The following is a 22,409-nucleotide window of genomic DNA, read 5'->3' as shown; positions in this document are numbered from 1 at the left end:
AAGATATATCATGAGACAATCTAAATACATCACAATCATCACGATGGCATGTGCCCTGTTTTTCGCTTCTTGCAGCGATGAATACATGGAAAACATGAATACCGACCCTTCCAAGGCCGCTACCATCGACCCGAATGCGCAGCTCACCACTGCCCAACTGCAAACGTACGGAGACCTTAGTATGATGGAAATCTACCGTAACTACCATTATGCATTCACCCAACAACTGATGGGATGTTGGAACACCACCAACTACGGCGGACGCCATACGCTAGATAATAATGAAATGAGCCGTATCTGGACATCGTTCTACACTCAATCCCTGAAGAATATCATTGATGCTCAATATCGCACAGCCGAAGATGCAGAGAAAGTGAACATCAACTCTGTGCTCCGCATTTATCGGGTTTATCTTATGTCTATCATCACCGACACTTACGGAGACGCTCCTTTCAGTGAAGCCGGCCTGGGATTCCTCGAAGGAAAGTTCAATCCGAAGTATGACAAACAGGAAGATATTTACAACGCTTTCTTTCTGGAGCTGGAAGATGCCGTCAATAAAATCGATCCGACCAAAGATAAAGTGACAGGTGACCTCATCTATGCCGGTGATGTAACTAAATGGCAACAACTGGCAAACTCGCTTCGCCTACGTTTTGCCATGCGAATCTCCAATGTCAATCCTACAAAGGCACAAACGGAATTTGAAAACGCTTTGGCTGCCAATGGGGGTGTGATAACGGACGCCTCAAGCGATGCGCTCATCAAATACATGACAATCGCATTTAGTTTCGGACAAGAAGCTTACTCTGATTATCGCGGAAATTCATTGTCACAGTTATTATTCGGCAACGACCCCGCTAATAATCCAAGTTACCTCTGTTCCACTTTCTTTAATCAGTTATACAATTCCAGTGACCCTCGTACATTCAAAATTTCCCGTTGTTATTATGACGGGCTGATGAGTGCCACCAGTCCCGACAATCGTATCGACATCACCCAGGAGATGATTGAAAAAGGGATTGCTTTCAGTCCGCGCGACCCGGGTGCCTACTCGTGGGAACCATGGCCTACAGGGTACGACAGCGATATTTGTGCGGAATTAGCCGTTAACAACCCTTCCGTTACAGCAACCATGGCTCGTGAAGTGGAACCCAAACTTGCCAATAATTTCCTAAAAAGCGACAATCCGGGCGTAGTGATGACCTCGGCAGAAGTGAAGTTGCTGATGGCGGAAGCTACTGTGAAAAAATGGAACGTTGGCAGTGCTTTGGCAGAAGATCTTTACAAACAAGGAGTGCGTGCGGCTATGGATTTCCTGACAGACAACTACGGTTGCACGGCTACTACTGATGCAGAGTTTGATACATTCATTCAAGATAAAGGGGCGTTCGGACATACGGACAATCAGAAACTTGAAGCTATCAATACACAGGCCTGGATTCTTCACTTCACCAATCCTGCCGAATGTTGGGCAAACGTGCGTCGTTCCGGTTATCCGAAGTTGAAATCACCGGCAGAATATGGGTTCGGACAATACCTCACCGGTGGAACGGAAATTCCGGTACGTCTCTGCTATCCTGTATTGGAATCTTCCTATAATAAGAAAAGCTACAATGAAGCCATCGAGCGCATGGGAGGAACAGACAATTGGCACAGCCTTCTGTGGTGGGATACTGAAAACTAACTATTAAACAATCATCCATTATGAAAAAGATATATATTGCACTATTTGCCCTACTCGCTGTAGACTCCACATTTACTGCATGCACCGAGGAAGAACCGTTCGCTACGGTGACGGAAAATGATGATCCGCATATCCTTGCCCCAGTGTTCCCTGACAGAACGAACGGCCAATTGGCTACATTCGCCAACATCAGCCGGGATGCGGACTTATCCATCGCGCTGACCGTGACTCCGAAAGATTACACCACAGTAACCTGGTTCATTGATGGGCAGGAAGTAGAATCGGGTACCGACTCCGACAAGGAAATCAACCGTAGTCTGAAAGCCGGTACGTATAATTTGAAAATAGAAGTGGAAACTGTGAAAGGGAAGAAGACTTCCCGTGAAGGATTAGTGGTGGTCAACCCATTGGCTGATGACCCTCAATCTAAAGAAGTAGCCTTTGAGAGAATTGTATCTCCCGGTAAGACTGCCCGTTTATATGGCAGTAATTTACAGAACGTAACAGCCATCCTCCTGGGAGGAAACACGATTACCGATCCTACTTATGTTGAATCGGCAGACGAGAACTATCTGGAATACATCGTTCCGACAGGCGTAAGCGAAGGTGATTACCGTATCGTTCTGCAAGATGCCGACGGCAATCAATATGGAGCCGACATGGTGAAAGTGACCAATGCTTCCCTTGTCATTTCGGGGGCTAACCGGGCTACTGCCAACGAAGATTGGACCATTTCCGGTATCAATCTTGAAAACATCGCTTCTCTAACCATCGGCGGACAGACGGTGTCTCAATTCAGCAATCAATCTTCTACGGAAGTTACGCTGACTTGTCCGGATTTGTCTGATGGAAGCTATACGCTGACAGGCAAAACCCGTAGCGGAGAGGCTGTGCAGTTCTTAAACGACAATGTTACGACTACCGAACAGACTGTTACCGTATCTACCGAAATAACACTTTGGTCAGGGCACCATTACGTTTCGTGGGATAAACCGGACGGTGACCCCAACAAGAGTTTCGGTCTGATTCCAAAGGACGTGTTTGCCGGTATCACAGCTGGATCGACACTGAAAGTAGTCTACTCCATAGAGCCTACTGCCGAATATCATCAGATACAGCTTACCACAGGTCAGTGGACAGGCCTCGCAGATAAAATAGAATTTTCGGAAAATGGAGAATACACACTGAAGCTGACCCAAGCCATGTTGGATTTGATTCAAGCTCAAGACGGATTCTTATGTGTAGGACATGGCTATTATGTAGATCTGGTAACCGTGAAATAATGTTCCTAAGTAAGTTTAAAAATCATTCATACCATAAGTATCTGTCATTCTTCGGGTTAAATCCCTCTGAATGACAGATTACATAAACGATGCTACTTAAAAACAAATCATAATGAAACTAAGAAATATTATATTAATGACCGCATCTATCGCAATGACTGCCTGTTCCAAACAGGCAGTTCCCACTGCCATTCCTGAAGACGCAAAAATAGAACAACAAGTGGAAGAGCTTCTATCAAAGATGGATCTTGACGCCAAGATAGGGCAAATGACCGAGCTTGCTATTGATGTATTAGGAGAGACGATAAATGGAGAATTCCAATTGGACGAGGCAAAACTCCATAAAGCGATTGCTGAATACAAGGTAGGTTCGTTTCTCAATGCTCCCGGCCCGGTAGCACAAAGCCCTGAAAAGTGGAACGAGATTATCGGTCGAATACAAGAACTGTCGATGACGGAGATTGGTATTCCATGTATCTACGGTCTGGATCAGAATCATGGTACTACCTATACATTGGGCGGCACGCTCTTCCCTCAAAATATCAATATGGGTGCTGCCTTCAATCCGGATTTGACCTACGAAGCGGCACGTGTAACAGCTTATGAGACAAGGGCTAGCAATTGTCCCTGGACATACTCCCCCACCGTCGATATGGCACGTGATCCCCGTTGGTCACGTGTATGGGAAAATTATGGAGAAGACTGTTTAGTCAATGCCATTATGGGCAGCACTGCTGTCCGAGGCTTCCAAGGAGATGATCCTAACCATATTCCCGCCGACCAAATCGCCACCTCCGTGAAACATTACATGGGATACAGCATGCCACGTACCGGTAAAGACCGCACACCGGCTTATATATCGGTTTCCGAACTGCGTGAGAAATGTTTTGCACCGTTCAAGGCTTGTGTGGAAGCTGGTGCACTGACTATAATGGTCAACAGTGGTTCCATCAACGGAAAGCCTGTGCACGCCGACCGCGAACTCCTTACACAATGGTTGAAAGAAGACTTGGGATGGGACGGAATGTTAATCACCGACTGGGCGGACATCAACAATCTTTATACCCGCGAACATGTGGCGGCAAACAAGAAAGAAGCCATCGAAATGGCAATCAATGCAGGTATAGACATGGCTATGGAACCGTATGATCTCAATTATTGTACACTACTAAAAGAGTTAGTGCAAGAGAAGAAAGTGCCCATGAGCCGTATTGACGATGCCGTCCGCCGGGTGCTTAGACTTAAATTCCGTCTGGGTCTGTTCGATCATCCGAACACTTTATTGAAAGATTATCCTCTTTTCGGCAGCAAGGAGCATGCACTTATCGCACTTCATGCAGCCGAAGAATCGGAAGTATTGCTAAAAAATAAAGATAATATTCTTCCGCTTCCTCAAGGGAAAAAGCTACTGGTAACCGGTCCGAACGCCAACTCTATGCGTTGCTTGAACGGCGGTTGGAGCTATTCGTGGCAAGGACATCTGACCGACAGATTTGCCGACAAATATAACACCATTTACGAAGCAATCTGCAACAAATTCGGAGCCGATCATGTCCGTCTGGAACAAGGCGTAACCTACAAACCCGAAGGTGCTTACATGGAAGAAAATGAACCGGAGATTGAGAAAGCTGTGGCCGCCGCCCGCAACGTGGATATTATTATCGCCTGCATCGGTGAAAATTCATATTGCGAAACACCCGGTAATCTTTCCGAACTTACCATCTCTGCCAACCAAAGCAAACTGGTAAAGGCACTTGCCACTACGGGAAAACCGATCATCCTGATACTCAATGAGGGTCGTCCCCGCATTATCAACGAGTTGGAGCCATTGGCTGATGCTGTTATTGACATTCTATTACCCGGAAACTATGGTGGCGATGCATTAGCGAACATTCTGGCAGGAGACGTGAACCCCAGTGCCAAGATGCCTTACACATATCCGCGACACGAAGCAGCACTGACTACCTACGATTATCGGGTGAGTGAAGAGATGGACAAAATGGAAGGAGCTTACGACTACAATGCTGTAGTCTCTGTTCAATGGCCTTTCGGATACGGATTGAGCTACACCACTTTCGAATACAGCAACTTCCAAACGGACAAATCTTCGTTTACCACAGGAGATGATTTGCACTTTTCCATAGATGTAACTAATACCGGTAAATATGCCGGAAAAGAAGTTGTCATGCTATTCAGCAGTGATCTTGTGGCTTCGCTTACTCCCGAAAACCGCCGGTTACGAGCCTTCAAAAAGGTGGAACTGCAACCGGGTGAAACCCAAACTGTCACTCTATCCATCAAAGGCAGCGACTTGGCTTTTGTCAATTCCGACGGGCAATGGGTACTGGAACAAGGAGATTTCCGTATGCAATGCGGAAATCAAGTATTGACTATTACTTATAAGTAGGCATTTATAAGTAGGTATTTATAAATAAATGCGCATTATTAATATATACACTCCAGACAATAACTCTATGAGACACTGCGTTACTTTGTGGTGAACTCAAATTATCATCTAACCGGTTGAACAGCCGTTTGAGACTGTTCAACCAAATTTAAACAACCGCTCCTCTTGATCCAAACGACCGTATGTCTACAAAAAAAAGACAATCGTTTGAGCCCAAAGGAGCGGTTGTTTTTATCTGAAGGAAAGCGGCATTATTACAAAGGATATTCCTCAAAAGCATACAAAATGGTAGATAAATAACGTTCGCCTGTATCAGGTAATAATGCAACAATCATTTTCCCTGCATTTTCCGGTCGCTTCGCCAGTTCCGTAGCAGCATATACGGCTGCGCCTGAAGATATGCCTACCAACAAACCTTCCTGTTTGGCTAATTCACGACTCGTACGAATGGCATCGTCATTCTGCACCTGAATAATCTCATCTACGATAGAAGCCTTGTACGTTTTAGGAACAAACCCTGCACCGATTCCCTGAATCTTATGCGGACCTGGTTTTCCTCCCGAGAGTACCGGAGAATCAAAAGGTTCTACTGCCACGATCTTTATACTCGGATCACGCATCTTCAGCGCTTCCCCTACACCGCTAACTGTTCCGCCAGTACCTACTCCGGCCACAAAGATATCGACTTTCCCCTCGGTATCTCTCCATATTTCCAGACCAGTAGTTCGTAAATGCATGGCGGGGTTAGCAGGATTCTCAAATTGTTGCAAGATGACAGCTCCCGGAGTGACAGCCTTCAGTTCTTCTGCTTTGGCAATGGCTCCTTTCATGCCATCCGCACCAGGAGTCAACACTAATTCCGCGCCTAAGGCTTTCAGAAGATTGCGTCGTTCGATACTCATGGTATCGGGCATTGTCAGAATTAACTTATAGCCTTTAGCGGCTGAAACAAAAGCCAATCCCACACCGGTATTTCCGCTGGTCGGTTCAATGATAGTTGCTCCGGATTGTAAAATGCCTTTCGTTTCAGCATCCTCAATCATGGCCAATGCTATGCGGTCCTTCACGCTTCCTGCCGGATTGAAAGATTCAATCTTTACAATCAGACGGGCTTTCAGATCATTACCTTTATTATAGTTACTAAGTTCCAATAACGGAGTATTACCTACCAAATCCGTCAATTTTCTTGCTATCTTTTCCATATATATCTGTTTTAAATTTCTCTTGTTTTAATATATGACAAAGATAGTGCGGATTCTGTTCAGGGTAAATACCATATATGTGGTAAATTCATACCACATATATCTGACTTCCTGCCAGATATTATATTAAGAAATCAGCTCTCATAGGGCTGAATGTATCAATCAATACACCTGCTTCCAGACAAACACATCCATGAGGCTGGTCAGGTTCCACATAATAACCGTCACCTGTAGAAAGAATTTCTTTCCGATCGCCAATGGTCAATTCAAACTTGCCGCTTGCAACATAAGTAGCCTGGCTATGATAATGTTGATGCATAGAACCGACGGCACCTTTCTCAAATTCCACTTTCACCATCATCAGTTGCCCGTCATACCCCATTATCTGGCGGCGGATTCCCGGAGCCGGTTTCTCCCAATCCAATTCTTTCTCAAACTGAAAAGCATCACTGCGTGTTTTCATCTTCCAATCTATTCTTATTTATAACTATATTATTTGAATCTCTTCACATAATCTGCAATCAGATAACATGCCGGGCCGAGTACTTGACCATGATCGAATCCTTGCATTTCGTACAAAGTCACCTTCTTGTTACCTATACTTTTCAAGACAGCTTCCAGCAGCGCATTTTCTTCATATCTTGCCGCCATCTCCAGATGCTTGTCCCCCGTAATCAACACGAGAGGAGCTGTTTCCTTACGAGCCTTATTTACCGGAGCATACTCATCAACCACCGGAATACCGTCAGGCAAACCGCGTTCCTTACGGATAGTGAAATGTGTCACCGTCTGACCACTCACCGGAAGATAAGCAGCTACACTATCGGCATCTGCTCCGTATGCTGCCATGTATTTCTTATCCATTGCCAGAATCAACGAAAGATAACCTCCCGCAGAATGACCGGAAACAAAAATGTGATCCTTACGACCGCCATACTTTTCAATATTCTTGAAAACCCATGCCACAGCCGCAGCCGCATCTTCGATGTAAGCCGGATTTTTTGCTTTCGGACTCAAACGGTAATTCACCGCCACTACTGCAAACCCTTGTTCTCTCAATTCTTTGGGAATAAATTTATTTCCACCTTCCATACCACCACCGTGAAACCAGACAATAGTTGAGAAATCCTTCTTGTTTTCAGGATAATAAATATCCAGTTTACAACGTTCCAGACGATAGGTATCCGTTTCGGAACCAGAGACATAAGATATATCTTTGTCTGTGCAATAAGCATTTTGTGCTTGAGCAATGCAAGTACAAAGCAAAAAGAGAAGAAAGCAAATCTTTTTCATGACTTTATTTATTTTCAATGGTTCAATATTATATTAACTATCAGCCTAAACAGTTCGTTCTTTTCTTCAGACGGGAACAAAGATAAGACCTTATTCCAAAAACATAAGCAAAAAAGACTAAGAAAAGAAAGTTGTATTACCTGAAGCACTAACTATTGATTAAAAAGGAAAGTTCTTCCAACTTGAACAAACGCTATTCAATCTGCCACTTCAAAATGAAAAATCACTTATTGATATTGTTTATATAATTGCATTTCATCCATACTACATTATAAGCACCCACCGTCTTTAGCCGAACATTCAGCACCGAACGCCCTTCCATCAATAAGCGTCTTTTAAATAATTATACACTTAATAATATATACTTTCAATGTTCTATTTTTAATATTATACAAGGAAATGGCCAATTAGAAAATGACGAACCGGAAAATAAACTGCATAAATAAATCTATCGCAGCTTGATTGGCATATTTTCGAAACAGCAGAAATAGAGAATCGCGTAATTACAAATGCAGGACATTTTCCTGCTTTTCTTTACCAAACTGCAATTCAGGTCCTTCTTCCAATGATTAAATATTCCTTTTTTAAGAATCACCGTTTTTTAAGAAGGCTACTGATTCCTTCAGAAGGCTCTCTCAACTTTTATCCTTCAATAGCTCTTTTGTCTTATCCGCCAAAAACAGGGAGATATTAATCAAATTACCATCTTGTTTCAAATTCAGCATTGAATACCGAATCCGGTAAACGGGTTGGAAAAGCTTCTCATAATGAATCACACTTTTGATATCAGAAATGTGATAACTTACACATTTCTGATATGAGTTTCATGCGAATCTACACATTATCCATATAAAACGAAAGAAAAACTTTGAATATTAGCTTGCCAACAGCTCCCTGTTTATTTAAAAGTAATCATCAACTGTTCATCAACACCTTTATCAGGTATTCTCACACTACAGACACCTGCTTCCTTATCCCAATCCCACGCTACAGTTTCAGTATCATTCTCTAAATTATCTTCCAAACGTTCCGGTTTAGTTTTCTTTATCTTCTTTCCTTTGACAGTTACCTCTTTCGGGGCTTTCGCAGAATAAATACGGAACAACAGATTTCTCGGACCGGGGACAGTGTATCCTTTTCCTTCACGAGCAGAGACAGTCAGTTCATATCCATTTGCCAGAGTGCTGCAAATAATCGGTGTTTTGACAAATTCATCACGCTGGTATCCTAAGTCTTCTCCTTCATCTTCGTAAAGGGTAAAGGCTGCCTGTGCGCCTTCCTGTGCGGGGAAGATTTCAAAAGTAAGTGGATATACCGGTTTCTCATGGGTGTAGTTCATCACCGGCATGGTGGGGATGATGGAACCTTGCTTCACAAACATAGGAACAGAGGACAAGGGAGCATCAACGGTAGCCCATTGCTCTCCGGCGTAGATCGTCTGCTTGTTGTTGTAGTCTATCCATGTACCTTCGGGAAGATACACGTTCTTTGTGCGGGCACCTTTCTTCACCACAGGAGCTACCAGTAATTCACGACCGAACAGGAATTGGGCATCCGTAGAAAATGTTTCCATATCCATTGGATATTCAAGAAACAGAGGTCGCATGATAGGCAATCCTGTATCATACGCTTCGCGGGCGTAAGTGTAGATATACGGCAACAAACGATATTTCAGTTCGATAGCCGCTTTCGCGTTCTTTTCCGCTTCCGGTCCGAAAAGCCACGGCTCCACCGGATTATCTCCCTCATGATGAATACGGCTCAAAGGATTAAATGCACCAAATTGAATCCAACGGGTATAGAGTTCCGCCATAGCCGGATAATCCTCAATATCCCCACAGTAACCGGTGATATCACAGGAAGAAAACGGGATTAATCCCAATCCGGCGGAAAGCATTACAGGAATCTGATTGGCTAATTGTCCCCAACCTTGCAGTACGTCGTCTCCGTTTCCGCTATCACCCGTCCAGCCAAACGTATAACGTTGCAATCCGGCATAAGCAGCACGAGTCATTTGAAAAACACGACGGTCCGGATTCCTCTTTTCAAATTGCTCCTTTACCACTTTGTCCCAAGTCAGACCATAGACGTTATGGATTTCATCGTGCATACCCAAATGATGTTTCATCACCAGGCGTTCCGTCTGTTCTTCGTTACTCCAGGCAGGTTCGCCCATGTCTGTCCAGAAGCCGGAGACACCATCGTCAATCGGTTTCTGCTGATAAGTTCCCCACCAGTCGGCTACGGCAGGCAGGGTGAAATCTACCACTCCGCAGTTCCCACCCCACGGCCAGGGCATATCGTAGCTTTTACCGCTCGTATTATCCTTTACAAAATAGCCCAGGCGGTCTGCTTCTTCCCATTGTTTTTTGTTGGCTTGTGCAATTACCGGGTCTTGAGATACGACTACCTTAAAACCCATCTCTTTCAAATCCGAAAGCATCTTTTTGGGGTTTTCATAGTTTCCTTTGCGCCATTCGAAATCCTGCAAATATTCTGTCCAGCCGATGTCCTGATAGATAATATCACAAGGGATTCCCCGTTTCCGGTAGCCTTCGGCTATCTCACGGCTTAACTTTTCACTTGTCAACAGACCGCGACATTGAGCAAAACCCAATGCCCATTTCGGCGGCATGATAGGTTTTCCGGTCAGTCCGACGTATTGGCTGATGATTTCTTTATAGTCTTTACCGAAGATAAAGTAATATACCATTTCCCCGTTCGGCGCTTCAAAGCTGTAGTAATCACGGCTTTCCGTTCCGAATTTGAATTCCGTCTTATAGGTGTTATCAAGGAAAATACCATACCGATAGCTGCTCATAAAGAAAGGAATACTCTTGTAGAGCGGATCTTCCACTATACTGTAGCAGGGTTTGTCGCTATTCCACATCTTATAAGATTCGCCACGACGGTCCATTTTTCCTGTCTTTTCTCCCAGTCCGAAGAAATGCTCGTCACGACGGAGCACTTTATATTCCGTCTTCTTTGTTCCTTCACTCACATGCCCCTTGTCGGCATAATCACTAAACAGGAGTTTCTGATACTTATCAAATATCTGAAGACTCAACGGAGATTTATTTACCCGAATACGCAATTTCGGAGTAAAGATCTCGTAACAGGCTGCCTGTTCGTCTACATGGACGGTCCCTACATCTTCCAACTCTTCATTAATTACCGCAAAAGAGGCATTTTTTCGTTGCAGTTGTCCATCGGGCGAAAACCAAACTTTGACTACCGAAGGACTACAAAGCTGTAGCTGCAACGCAGCACTGTCCGTCAGGTGAAAAGTCACCTGACGTCCTTGTTGTGTAAAAGAAGTGCATGTATGTACCGCATTTTCCGCCCATACCCATGTTGGAAACATCAGGCACAATACCCACACCCATAACCTATATCTAATCTTCATACCTATCATTTTAGTTATTCTGCCACAGCCGATTTATTCAGCAAGCATGCGCAATTAGTTTTATTCAGCCACAATCATTGTCCAATATTTCAGGGACGGCAATGTGAAAGAAACGACCCCGTTCTCCTGCGTAAAAGCCAGTTCCTGCAAAGCGCCTCCATGTACATCCGGTGAAGCTACCCATAACTTGTTCACTTTGGCCGGCAGATTCATTTGTAAAGCAGCTTTCGTTATCAAGGTCGGTTCCGGCATCGTGCCGTCCACATCTCTCCAGCTAAGGCTGTTTGCCTGCGAGAAGTTAAGAAGATGTATCACCTGCTTGTTGCCTACCTGCTTGGCATAAGTAGTGACCGAACCTTGTTGGGGAGGCCATACATTCAACCTCATTTCCCCGTTGGTACAATTCATGGTGATACTATTTTCCGTACCTCCGTCACGAAGCAGATTCTGATAAGAAGTCAAGAAGTCATAATAATGAACCATCGCTGTTTTCAGTTCTTCGCTCATTGTCAGATTCTCATTCGGGAAGTACTCTTTGCACAACATGTGATCGCCTCCCAGTTCCAAATGCGAACCGCCCAAAGCAAACATGACAGCATCCGTCAGCAGAATACCCGGTGTATTAAATTCCCCCCGGTTATCCGCCTTGTTATAATTCATATAAGCTGCAAAAACCGTATTCAACTGATAATCGCCATATACTCCATTTTCATAAAGAATAGCTTTCAGATTGGTAAAATCAGCCTCATCCGCCCATACTTCATTATAGAAGAAATCCACTTTATCCGTCTCCCCTATCTGACGGGCACCGTAACGGCTCACCGCATTCATCACCAAACTCTTGTCCGGATGCACCTGCTTCATTGCCTCTATAAAAGAGGCATATCCCTCACGCAAGTTAACAGGAATACCACTATAATTATAAAGCGTGCTACGTCGTCCCAACTGGTCTATCTGATAACCGTCGAAAGCGAAGTTTGCATATACATCGTCATTCCTTTCGCCCAGATATTTCTGCCATTCCTTGTTAGAAGGGTCTACCAGATAGATATTACTTTTCCATCCGCCCGGCAGGTCATGGCTGTCCTTAGTAGTGTGAGAAGCATCCTTAAACAGATACCATTCCTCCTTCACTCCATCCGTAGCAGCATCTTTCAACGCTCCGAAACAAAGATTATAAAACATAGACTTCATACCGAAACGATGCTGCGCTTCAATGTAATTTTTCACCGAACTTGTATAAACTTCCCGGTTAGCGATATCCATATATACCTCATCCAACTGTGTACGTGTACCTCCCAACGGCCAGTGATGTTTATTATGCCAATCCTGGAACTGCACCCAGTTGATATGATGACGGTTCAGATACTCCATCTCTTCCTGTGTCTTTTCGGCTGTCTTCTCCTGACTGAAATCAGCGACAAAACCATAACGCGGGAAACGTGCCGGATCACTGGATACATCTACCGCAATCGTACCGACTATTACATCCGTTCCATTCTCCTGACGGTAAAGCTCTGCCATGTACCCTTTAAAATCAGTGGTAGGCGGTTGCCATGTCCAGCTCGTACCATTTACCGATTCTTCTCCCACCGTTTCACCCGAAAGACGATAACGAACTTTAGTTCCGGCAGGCAACACATCATCCGCTGTAAATACCACTTTCTCCCCCGGTTTGTAGAAAGCCTTATCTGTCGACAGGTCTACACTCAAATCCGATGTTACCGGAGTCACTTCGGTAACACCGCCCGAAGCTCCTCCATTCTGTTGGTTCGACTCATTATCATCACTGCAAGCCATACACAGGAAAGCAGCTACCAGATATATTATTTTTTTCATCTTGAATTCTTGTTTTATTGTTTCACAATCGAGATCGTCTCTTTCAACTGGTCAATCGTAATCTGATAAGAACCGGCCTCCTGAATATTCCACTTATAGTCCAGACCACCCAAATCTGCATCCGGATACATACTACTCAACTCTGCATCCGATTTAGTGACGAACAATGCTGTTTCCACTTCACCCGTCGGAGTTTTACCGTCCTTATCCGCCATAAACCAATCTCCGTTCCAGTCAGCCTTCTTATCGCAGGAAATCTTCATCTCACCGGTTTTCAGTGTACCGCTCCATGTAAAGATACAAGGACTGTCGACACTCTTAGTCATCGGTGTAGCATTGTCCAGACTCCATCCGTTCGGAGTTGCCTCACCCACCAGATATAATCCTGCGTAAGGAATAAACGGACGCATCAGCATCTTTTCTTTTCCTTTGCCTGTATAGAACCATACTTTATAAGGTTTGCCACATTCAGCCTCTTTCATTTGCCATTTATTATCGTCGCCTCCAAGCACTACTGACGTCGAAGTGTACGGAGCATTTGCTACGGCAGGATGGAAGAAAGCATCCGACTGGCCGAAATCCGCCACAGAGCTAAACTTAAATTCTCCGTCTGCCTTCCAAGGAATCACAGCCCCATAATGGAATAAATCCATCTGAACAGCATCTTTAGACAGTGCCTCAAATCCCCAGCCACCATTTCCGGTAAACGAACCGACAATGAAGAACTCGTCAAATCTCCAACCGATATCTTCCGTTTCAGTCAGTGTCAACGTCAGATTGAGCAAGTCTACTTTTACAATATAGGTTGCCCCTTCGTCGATTACAAACGGCTCGTCCGGCTGGTCGCCCGATGTACGGTAGGTCAGCTTGAGTGCTTCCACTGCAGTGGCGTCACGGTTATACGACGGCAAGAATTGTCCCAATGTCGTTATAAATTTCAATGATCCGGCGTTCAGTTTTCCTGTCCATGTAAACTGTCCGTTATCCGTACGCTCCATCGCTGTCGCATTGTCGGCAGCCCATCCATTCGGAGCAGCATCACCAATCAGGTAAAGCGTAGTAGTAACCGGCTGATACGTAGTCACTGTAAAAGCAGTCGTCGCACTTTGTTTCTGCTCTTCCATTCCGGCAACAACCGCTGTGATACGTGCCTCCAACTCCGCTTTCACAGCATAACCGATACCGAACCGCATATTCAGGAATTGGTTGAGTTCTTCCACTTTCTTAGTCCATTGATACGTTCCCGTACCTAAATCTACCGAATAAGCATTTGCAAAGTCCGTTCCGGCTTTCGCCAGTTCCAGCGTATAAGAGATACGGTTACCACTTCCATAATTCGTTCCGGTAGTCCATGAGAGAGCGAGTGCTTCCTGACTATGGTTCTTTTCGTTCAACACCAAGTCCTGCTGATTCACCGAAAGAGTGAGGGTATCATGTCCTTTATTTGTCTCCATATAATCTTCGGCACAGGCAACCATCGTTCCGCCGATGAAAAGAGAGCATAACAACTGATATATATATTTCTTCATGATATTATTTATCTAAATGAATGATTATAAAACGGATTAATAACCGGGATTTTGAGTCATCAGATGATTGGAGTCCATCTCTGTCTGCGGAATAGGCAACAGGAGACGTTCTTTGGTCACATTATTCTTACCGATGGATTTCAGGAATGTCAATGCATAATTTCCATTATCCACACGGATCATATCAAACCAGCGGTGTCCTTCAAAGGCAAGCTCCATCCGGCGTTCGTGAATAATCTTTTCTCTCATTTCGGTCTGCGTCAAAGTGGTCGGCAGCTCTGTCAGTCCGGCACGCTTACGAACGATATTCAATGGTTCGGCAGCCTGATCCGGATGTCCCTGCTCGTTCAAAGCTTCCGCTTTCTTCAGTAAGACATCCGCATAACGGTATACTACAAAGTTGTTGGGATTGGTATTATACTCCGGAGAAATAGTCTTCGACACAAGGAACTTGCGCACATTATAACCTGTATTCGACCAGGAACGTCTGTATTCCATGCCGTCAAAAGCAGGACAACCTTGATATAAGACAGTTACGTCTTTCCGCAAATCACCGTCCTCATATTGCTTGAAAAATTCTTCTGTAGGCAGGTTCCATCCATAAGCACCGGCCACCAGACTTGAGTTACGAGGTCCCATGAAAGTCGACAGCCAGGATGATTGGTTATCACCGCCCCAGAAATCATATTCTGTACTACCGGAATATTGTACTTCGAAAAGGGATTCCGCACCATTATTGATAGTGGCATTGAAATTATCGGCATAATTGTATTGGGTCAAATCGTATCCCATCGCAGCAATGTTGTCGCACAGAGTTACTACTTCATTATAATATTCCCGATGATTGGGCGCCAATGTCAGGTAAATATCCGCCAGCATCGCCATTGCAGCTTCTTTGCAGGCACGTCCTCTATCGCTGTCTCCATAACTGCTTTTCGGAGGAAGCATGTTTACCGCATTCTTGCAGTCAGAAAAAATCTGGGCATATACCTCATCTACCGTATTACGGGCAATATCCGTAGATTCTCCCGGTTCAAACGGCGTTAAGCGCAAAGGCACACCTCCGTACAGACGAACCAGAATATAATAATAATGTGCACGCAGGAAATAAGCCTCACCCATACAACGGGTCTTTACCTCATCGGAGATAGCTGCCGAAGGCAGATTGGAAAGCACAATATTACAACGTCCGATACCTACCCACGGAGAACGCCATACATACAAAGCAAAGCCATTATCACTCTGGGCTATGAAATTGGAAGCCTGCACTGTTTCCAGTCCGTCGGTTCCCCCTCCGGCGCCTACTTCACTGTTACCTGCGATAATATCGAGGCTCCAGATACGCTGGTTGTACATATTAGATGACTGAAGAGTCTTGTAGCAGGCAGTAGTCAGTGCCACGGCAATCTCGTTCGTTACTTCCGATTCGGGATCGACGCCATATTTAGGATATTTATCCAAGAAATCGTTGCATGAGGTCAATGCCAGCATGGCAAACATAAAGACCAAAGTTGTTATCTTTTTCATATTCTTCCTCCTGATTTAAAAGTTAAAGTTCAAACCCATGCTGAACGTACGTGAGATCGGGTAACGGCTGCTGTCGATACCATTGACGTCAACCTCCGGGTCAAAGCCGGAATATCCGGTGATAGTCGCCACATTCTCGCAAGAGAAAGAGATGCGGGCATTTTCCAGTTGAATCTTTTGCATCCACTTTTTGGGCAGTGTATACGAAAGCGTGATGTTCTTCAGACGGAGGTAGGAACCGTTTTCCACAAACCTGTCGGATACACGGCAGTTCTGATTCGGGTCTCCCCAGATAGCGCGCGGCATGGAGTTGCTTGTTCCTTCTCCCGTCCAGCGGTTCAGTACGGCTGTGGTCTGGTTGTAAGCGGCTGCCATTCCTTCGTTGTCTACATTGTTGGCGTTATAAATCTTGTTTCCCGATACACCTTGCAGGAAAACAGAGAGTTCCCATCCCTTATAAGAGAAATTATTGCTTAGAGAGAAGAACCAGTTCGGATTCGGGTTGCCGATAACGGTACGGTCTTCATCGTTGATAACTCCATCGTTATTCAAGTCCCGGAAACGGATATCGCCCGGAGCGGCTCCCGGTTGGGTAGCATGGCGGTTTACTTCATCCCAGTTCTGGAAAAGTCCGTCGGTTACGTATCCGTAGAATACATTAATCGGATAACCGGCTCTAAGCATAGTCACGTATGAGTTCCCCATCTGGTTGATGAACATCGGAGTTTCGCTGTTCAAGTCCTGAATTTCGTTCTTGTTATAAGTGGCTGTCAAAGCAGATTCCCAAGAGAAAAGCCCTTTCAGGTTAATGGTACGCAAGGTCATCTCCACCCCTTTGTTGCGCATCTTGCCGGCATTGGTAAAAGTTTCGGTAGTATCTTCAAAACCGGAGGTGATAGGAATGGAAGCCTTCACCAACATATCTGCTGTCTTCTTGATATAAGCGTCCAACGAAAGGTTGACACGTGAATTGAACAGGCTCATGTCTACACCGAAGTTGGTCTGGCGCACTTCTTCCCAATGAATATTCGGATTAGAGAGAGTAGTAGATACCAGAGCGGTGGAGTTGTTATTACCGAAAGGATAGACTCCCGTATTATAGGAAGCAACGAATCCGTAGTTACCGATTTCCTGATTACCGGTCACACCGTATCCGATACGCAGTTTGAGGTCATTCACCGGAAAGTTGTCTTTCGGGAACCAGTTCTCCTGGGAAATACGCCATGCCAGCGAAACGGAAGGGAAGGTTCCCCAACGGTTGTTCTTACCGAAACGGGAAGAACCGTCACGACGCACAGTAGCTGTAAGCAGGTATTTATCTTCGTAAGAATAGTTGAGACGTGCCATCAGAGAAAGCAGTGCCCAGTCACTCTGGCTACCGCCAAGACTGTACATCTTCTCACCGTTGTCCATCTCGTGGATATTATCGAACATGAAGATATTCTTTTGAGCATTCAGGTAATCGTAGTTGTTCCACTGGGCGGAAGAACCTGCCATCACCCCTACCCGGTGTTTCTGCGCAAAAGTGTGGTCGAATACAAAATAATTATCCCACAAATAGGTAAATGCTTTGTTATCGCTCTTATAGCGTGAAGATTCTTCTACCGGATTCGGTTTCCAGTTGTAAGCCGGAGTAAAGTTGTCGACAAACCAGAATTTGGCGTCATAACCGAATGTACTTTTCAACTTCAGCCATTTGGTAAAGGTAATCTCTCCGGTGATGTTTGCCAGGAAGTTATATCCTTTTGTTTCATTGGTCATCATGTGCAGTGTACCGATCGGGTTACGGATGCTTCCGTACCATTGCGCCTCCTGTCCGGGACCGCTCCAACTGCCGTCCTCATTCTTCACCGGTTGGGTGGGGAGTGCTTTCATTGCATCACCGATGCTATAAGTTCCTCCTTCTTTCACGTCCGTACTGAATGTCAGGTTGGTAGTGAATTTCAACCATTTATTAACTTGAGCATCGCTATTTGCCTGAAAGTTGAAACGACGGTAATTAACGCTTTCCACAATACCGGACTGGTCAAGGAAACCACCGGACACATAGTAATGTGCTTTTTCCGTACCACCGGAGTAGCTAACCGAATAGCTTTGCTTCACTCCCGTACGCAGCATTTCATCCAGCCAGTTCGTTCCTGTTCCCAATAAAGAAGGGTCTGCCCAATAAGGGTTCGTATTATCGTCATTATTAGACAGCATATCATTGCTCAAAGCAGCATATTGCGCAGCATTCAGCATATCGGGCACTTTAGTGGCATTCTGAATCGCCCAGTTAGCGTTTACCGTCACCTTTCCGGCACCCTCGGCACCACGTTTGCTAGTAATCATCACCACACCGTTCGCACCACGCGAACCATAAATAGCTGTTGCCGAAGCATCTTTCAATACGTCCACCCGTTCTACATCGGCCATATTCAGAGCAGACAATCCCAAGTCGGTAGGTATTCCGTCAATGACAATCAGCGGGTTACTGTTATTAATTGTTCCCAAGCCACGGATTTTGATGGTGACATTATCACCCGGCTTACCGGCATCGATAATCTGCACGCCGGACACCTTTCCCTGCATTGCCTGACCGATATTGGCCACCGGAGAGTCTTTGATGTCCTTCACTCCGACAGAAGATACAGCTCCGGTCAGATCGCTCTTTTTCATCGTTCCGTAACCCACTACTACAACTTCGTCCAATACTTCCGTATCTTCCTGCAAGGTTACTTTCAAAGAGTTTTTCCCGTTCACCGGAACTGTCTGCATTTTATAGCCGACAAAAGAGATAGTCAGCGTGCTGTTAGTCGGAACGCTTAATGAGAAATTACCGTCTACATCGGTAATTGTACCGTTCGTTGTACCTTTTTCTACCACACTGGCACCGATCACCGGTTCGCCCGTGGCATCTACGACATGTCCTTTTATTGAAATCTGTTGTGCGAATGCACTAAGAGATAGGAACAAGCCCCACATTATTAATAAGAGGCGGCGTTCAAAGCCTTTCGACTTCATACTCTGTTTCATGTACATTAATTTAAAGTTAATATTAGGGTTACTTTTGTTTTACTCTCTGTGTCATTGCTGAAATGACCGTGAAACAAAAGTATCCACATTTCATACTGCTTCTTAAAGCAGATAGCAAAAATATAGTGATTTACACAGTATCTCACAGTATAAACCTCTAAATATAAGAACGTTACAAAATAGAAGTCAGACAAAAAAAGTAGTGGTTTTCTTATTCTTCCACCTTCCCTATTTGCATTACTTTAGCCTCAAATTCATCTCTTTCACCCACAGCTTTGTTACGGACACGGGTCCGGTAATTATAAATGGTAGTGACAGAGTAACGAAGGAATTGCGCTATTTTAGTGCTGTCCGTAATCCCCAGGCGGATGAGAGCGAAGATACGAAGTTCGGTGTTCAGCTGTTCTCCCGGTTTGGGTTGCATCGGTTCGGTAAGCAGGGCATTAAATTCCTCCACAAAACTGGGGAAGAGTTGCAGGAAAGTCACGTCAAAGTTGGCATAAAACTCTTTCAGTTCTTCATCAAGGAATTGGGAAGATTTAATAGCCTTATATAGTTCTTCCACCCTTCCGGCAGCAGCAATCTTATTCAGGGAACGACGGTATAAATCCATCTTGTCGAGATAAGTGGAGCATTGGTCCATGTATCTCCCGATATATTCCTCCTTGATATAGTTGGCTTCCGAAAGCGTATGATTCATTTCTTTCAGCTGCGAATTAGAATCGTGAAGTTCCTCGTTCAGTTCTTGCAGGAGCGTATTGGTATCCACCACTTCGCGGCGTGCGGCAGCTACCTTTTTCATCTGTTTATAGACAAAGAAAATGGCAACCAGCAAGAAAATGGAAAGCAGACTGATACATATCAACGAAATTTTCATCTCCTGCTGCTGACGTTTGGTTTTTAATTGATAGGCCTGGTCGATGATAGGAAAGACCTGCGAGATTTCCAAAGTACGAAGACGGGCATTGCAAAGGGTGGCATCCTCCAGGGAACATTTCAGATAGTTGTAGGCACGGTCGATGTCTCCTGCTTCATAAACAAGAGAAGCAAGTTTGCGCAAAGATACATATTCTTTCACCGCTGATTTCAAATCGGCAATGGCCGAAAGAGCCAGGTAATGTTTTTGCCCCTGCTTATCTCCTTTCAACCGATAGCCTTCGGAAATGGTATAAGTAATCATTGCCTGTGCATGGTCATCCAAAGACGGTTTACTGTAATATTCCATCAGCATATCAATCGCTTCATCGTATCGGGCATGAACGATGTACTTATCTGCCATCACCAATGCATGCCCCAGAGAGTCGGAAGCATTAATCTGCAATAGGGAATCCCGGTATAAATCCGTCATCCGGTAATATTCTTTCTTGGCTTTCTCCGTAACGGCATAATCACCCATCAATCCATAAATAGTGCGATATAGATGATAATAATAGCCATATAGATAGTCGGGCAGTGTTCTCTTGTCGATTCCTCCCAATAACTCCAACGCTTCTTTATACATTCCGGTAGTTCCCATCACTTCCGCCATATTCATGGCAGCATCATCCAAGTAGTCCAGTTTATTTAAACGGTGTGCCAGTTCCTCTTTCCTTTGGGCATAGACAAAAGACGAATCCAGATTATAAGCCCGGTATTCATCGAAAAGACGTCCGCAAAAACCATATCGCTGCTCATCGGAAGCAGCCTCAACCAGCAATTTCTTCAAGTCAGCAATTCGTGCCTCCTTTTCCGCTCCATAAGTCTGGCGGTTTTTAATGATACCATCAATCTCACGAAGTAACGCATCGGTACTCTTATTATCTTTTGCATAAAGCAGACCAGAAAGGACGATTGTCACAAAAATCAGAATAACTTTTTTCATAGTGCCGTATGTATTATATCTGCAAAGATAAAAGTCTTTCAGAAACTTCCGGCTTTCAGGAGAAAATTATTGCAGGTAGAAAAACAATGTTTATTAAAAAAAGGAGGTAAACCGGATTTATTATAAACATAATTATTATATTTGTAATAATTGTATTTATGATAATCAGTATGGCAATCGTTAATAACCCTTTTATCGTAGGCGGATACCTATCTCCCCATTACTTTTGTGACCGCGAAGTGGAAACAGAACAGTTGATACGTAACATAACCAATGGAAGAAATGTCGTTATCATTTCTGTGCGTCGCATGGGAAAGACAGGCCTGATTCGTCATTGCTTTTATCAGGATGAGATCAAAGAGCATTACTATACATTCTTCATTGATATTTATGCGACAGCCAGCCTTAGGGAATTTGTATTCGCTTTGGGAAAAGAGATTTTCGAGAAACTCAAACCCAAAGGAATGAGGTTTATCGAACGTTTCTTCTCCGTCATTTCCTCGCTGCGCGCAGGTTTTAAGTTGGATTCTGTTACGGGAGAGCCCACCTTCGATATTGGATTAGGAGACATCCATACAGCAGAAACAACACTGGATGAAATCTTCGCTTATTTAGAACAGGCTGATAAACCTTGTATCGTAGCCATTGACGAATTTCAGCAAATAGGCAATTACACAGAGAAGAATGTAGAAGCCATATTGAGAACTAAAGTCCAGCATTGCCAAAATGCTCGTTTCATCTTTGCCGGAAGCCAGAAACACATTATGATGAATATGTTCAACAGCCCGGCCCGACCTTTTTATCAAAGTGTCAATATGATGCAACTAAAGAGCATTCCACTTACGGCATACAGGGCATTTGTTGAAAGGCTTTTCCTTGAAAATAAGAAACGTATTGAAGAAGAACTGATAGACGAAGTATATAATTTCTTTGAAGGACATACCTGGTATGTACAACTCATGTTTAATGAATTATATATACTGACCGGAAAAGGGGAAGTGTGTGATCGTTCCCTCCAAAGTATTGCCCTGACCAATATCCTGCAGATGCAGGACTTCACATATCAGGAGATTTTCTCCCGCCTTCCGGAAAAACAGAAAGAAGTACTGATTGCTATCGGAAAAGAACAAAAAGCAACCGGAGTCACTTCAGGAAAGTTTATAAAAAAATACAAGCTAAGTACTCCGAGTTCCGTACAAGCTGCACTCAAGGGGTTACTGGAAAAGAATCTAGTCTCGCAGGAACAAAATCACTATGAAATAGCTGATAAACTGTTGGGAGTCTGGTTACAAAAGAATTACTAAGTTAACCCGTTGGCGGAATTAAATAAATAACCGTATGAGTATTAAAAAGTTGTACA

The 22,409-nt window shown here is 44.4% G+C and carries 13 protein-coding genes; 4 read left to right on the top strand and 9 right to left on the bottom strand.

Features of this window, described 5'->3' with window-relative positions; translation table 11 throughout:
- The first annotated feature begins 10 nt into the window (after nt 1-10).
- From ACT8YW_RS06715 to ACT8YW_RS06705, 3 genes are all read left to right on the top strand, one after another.
- Complete coding sequence (locus ACT8YW_RS06715) at nt 11-1,687, top strand: SusD/RagB family nutrient-binding outer membrane lipoprotein (RefSeq protein WP_444104431.1); 1,677 nt, start codon at nt 11-13, stop codon at nt 1,685-1,687.
- A 20-nt stretch (nt 1,688-1,707) separates the two neighbouring features.
- The gene (locus ACT8YW_RS06710; protein ID WP_444104430.1) at nt 1,708-2,970 is read left to right on the top strand and encodes a hypothetical protein; all 1,263 of its coding nucleotides are present in this window, start codon (nt 1,708-1,710) and stop codon (nt 2,968-2,970) included.
- Nucleotides 2,971-3,082: 112 nt separating this feature from the next.
- The gene (locus ACT8YW_RS06705; RefSeq protein WP_444104429.1) at nt 3,083-5,377 is read left to right on the top strand and encodes a glycoside hydrolase family 3 N-terminal domain-containing protein; all 2,295 of its coding nucleotides are present in this window, start codon (nt 3,083-3,085) and stop codon (nt 5,375-5,377) included.
- A gap of 254 nt (nt 5,378-5,631) precedes the next feature.
- On the opposite strand, the gene cysK is transcribed toward ACT8YW_RS06705, so the two are convergent.
- From cysK to ACT8YW_RS06660, 9 genes are all read right to left on the bottom strand, one after another.
- A complete protein-coding gene (gene cysK, locus ACT8YW_RS06700; protein WP_444104428.1) occupies nt 5,632-6,579 on the bottom strand; it encodes a cysteine synthase A in 948 nt (315 codons plus the stop codon).
- A 121-nt stretch (nt 6,580-6,700) separates the two neighbouring features.
- Nucleotides 6,701-7,042: a cupin domain-containing protein gene (locus ACT8YW_RS06695; RefSeq protein ID WP_004298587.1), complete on the bottom strand. Its 342-nt coding sequence runs from the start codon at nt 7,040-7,042 to the stop codon at nt 6,701-6,703.
- A gap of 29 nt (nt 7,043-7,071) precedes the next feature.
- Nucleotides 7,072-7,872 carry an alpha/beta hydrolase gene (locus ACT8YW_RS06690; RefSeq protein WP_444104427.1) on the bottom strand — a complete coding sequence of 267 codons (801 nt, stop codon included), beginning with the start codon at nt 7,870-7,872 and terminating at the stop codon, nt 7,072-7,074.
- A gap of 898 nt (nt 7,873-8,770) precedes the next feature.
- Nucleotides 8,771-11,287, bottom strand: coding sequence for a glycoside hydrolase family 31 protein (locus ACT8YW_RS06685; RefSeq protein ID WP_444104426.1), 2,517 nt, complete (start codon nt 11,285-11,287; stop codon nt 8,771-8,773).
- Between the two features lie 51 nt (nt 11,288-11,338).
- Nucleotides 11,339-13,117: a glycoside hydrolase family 66 protein gene (locus ACT8YW_RS06680; protein ID WP_444104425.1), complete on the bottom strand. Its 1,779-nt coding sequence runs from the start codon at nt 13,115-13,117 to the stop codon at nt 11,339-11,341.
- Nucleotides 13,118-13,131: 14 nt separating this feature from the next.
- Nucleotides 13,132-14,646 (bottom strand): SusF/SusE family outer membrane protein, encoded by a 1,515-nt coding sequence (locus ACT8YW_RS06675; protein WP_444104424.1) that lies wholly within the window; start codon nt 14,644-14,646, stop codon nt 13,132-13,134.
- A 36-nt stretch (nt 14,647-14,682) separates the two neighbouring features.
- The gene (locus ACT8YW_RS06670) at nt 14,683-16,146 is read right to left on the bottom strand and encodes a RagB/SusD family nutrient uptake outer membrane protein (RefSeq protein ID WP_444104444.1); all 1,464 of its coding nucleotides are present in this window, start codon (nt 16,144-16,146) and stop codon (nt 14,683-14,685) included.
- A 42-nt stretch (nt 16,147-16,188) separates the two neighbouring features.
- Entirely contained in the window at nt 16,189-19,188 is a 3,000-nt protein-coding gene (locus ACT8YW_RS06665) for a SusC/RagA family TonB-linked outer membrane protein (protein WP_117932917.1), read from the bottom strand.
- Between the two features lie 211 nt (nt 19,189-19,399).
- Nucleotides 19,400-21,049: a DUF6377 domain-containing protein gene (locus tag ACT8YW_RS06660; RefSeq protein WP_444104423.1), complete on the bottom strand. Its 1,650-nt coding sequence runs from the start codon at nt 21,047-21,049 to the stop codon at nt 19,400-19,402.
- Nucleotides 21,050-21,219: 170 nt separating this feature from the next.
- Here ACT8YW_RS06660 and ACT8YW_RS06655 point away from each other — a divergent pair, with 170 nt between their 5' ends.
- On the top strand, nt 21,220-22,353 hold the full coding sequence (locus tag ACT8YW_RS06655) for an AAA family ATPase (RefSeq protein WP_444104443.1): 1,134 nt from the start codon (nt 21,220-21,222) through the stop codon (nt 22,351-22,353).
- The last annotated feature ends 56 nt before the right edge of the window (nt 22,354-22,409 follow it).

The organism is Bacteroides sp. (assembly GCF_052357945.1).
GTDB lineage: Bacteria > Bacteroidota > Bacteroidia > Bacteroidales > Bacteroidaceae > Bacteroides.
Note: the sequence above shows the minus strand (reverse complement) of the source record. Positions and strands in the feature narration are given on the sequence as shown.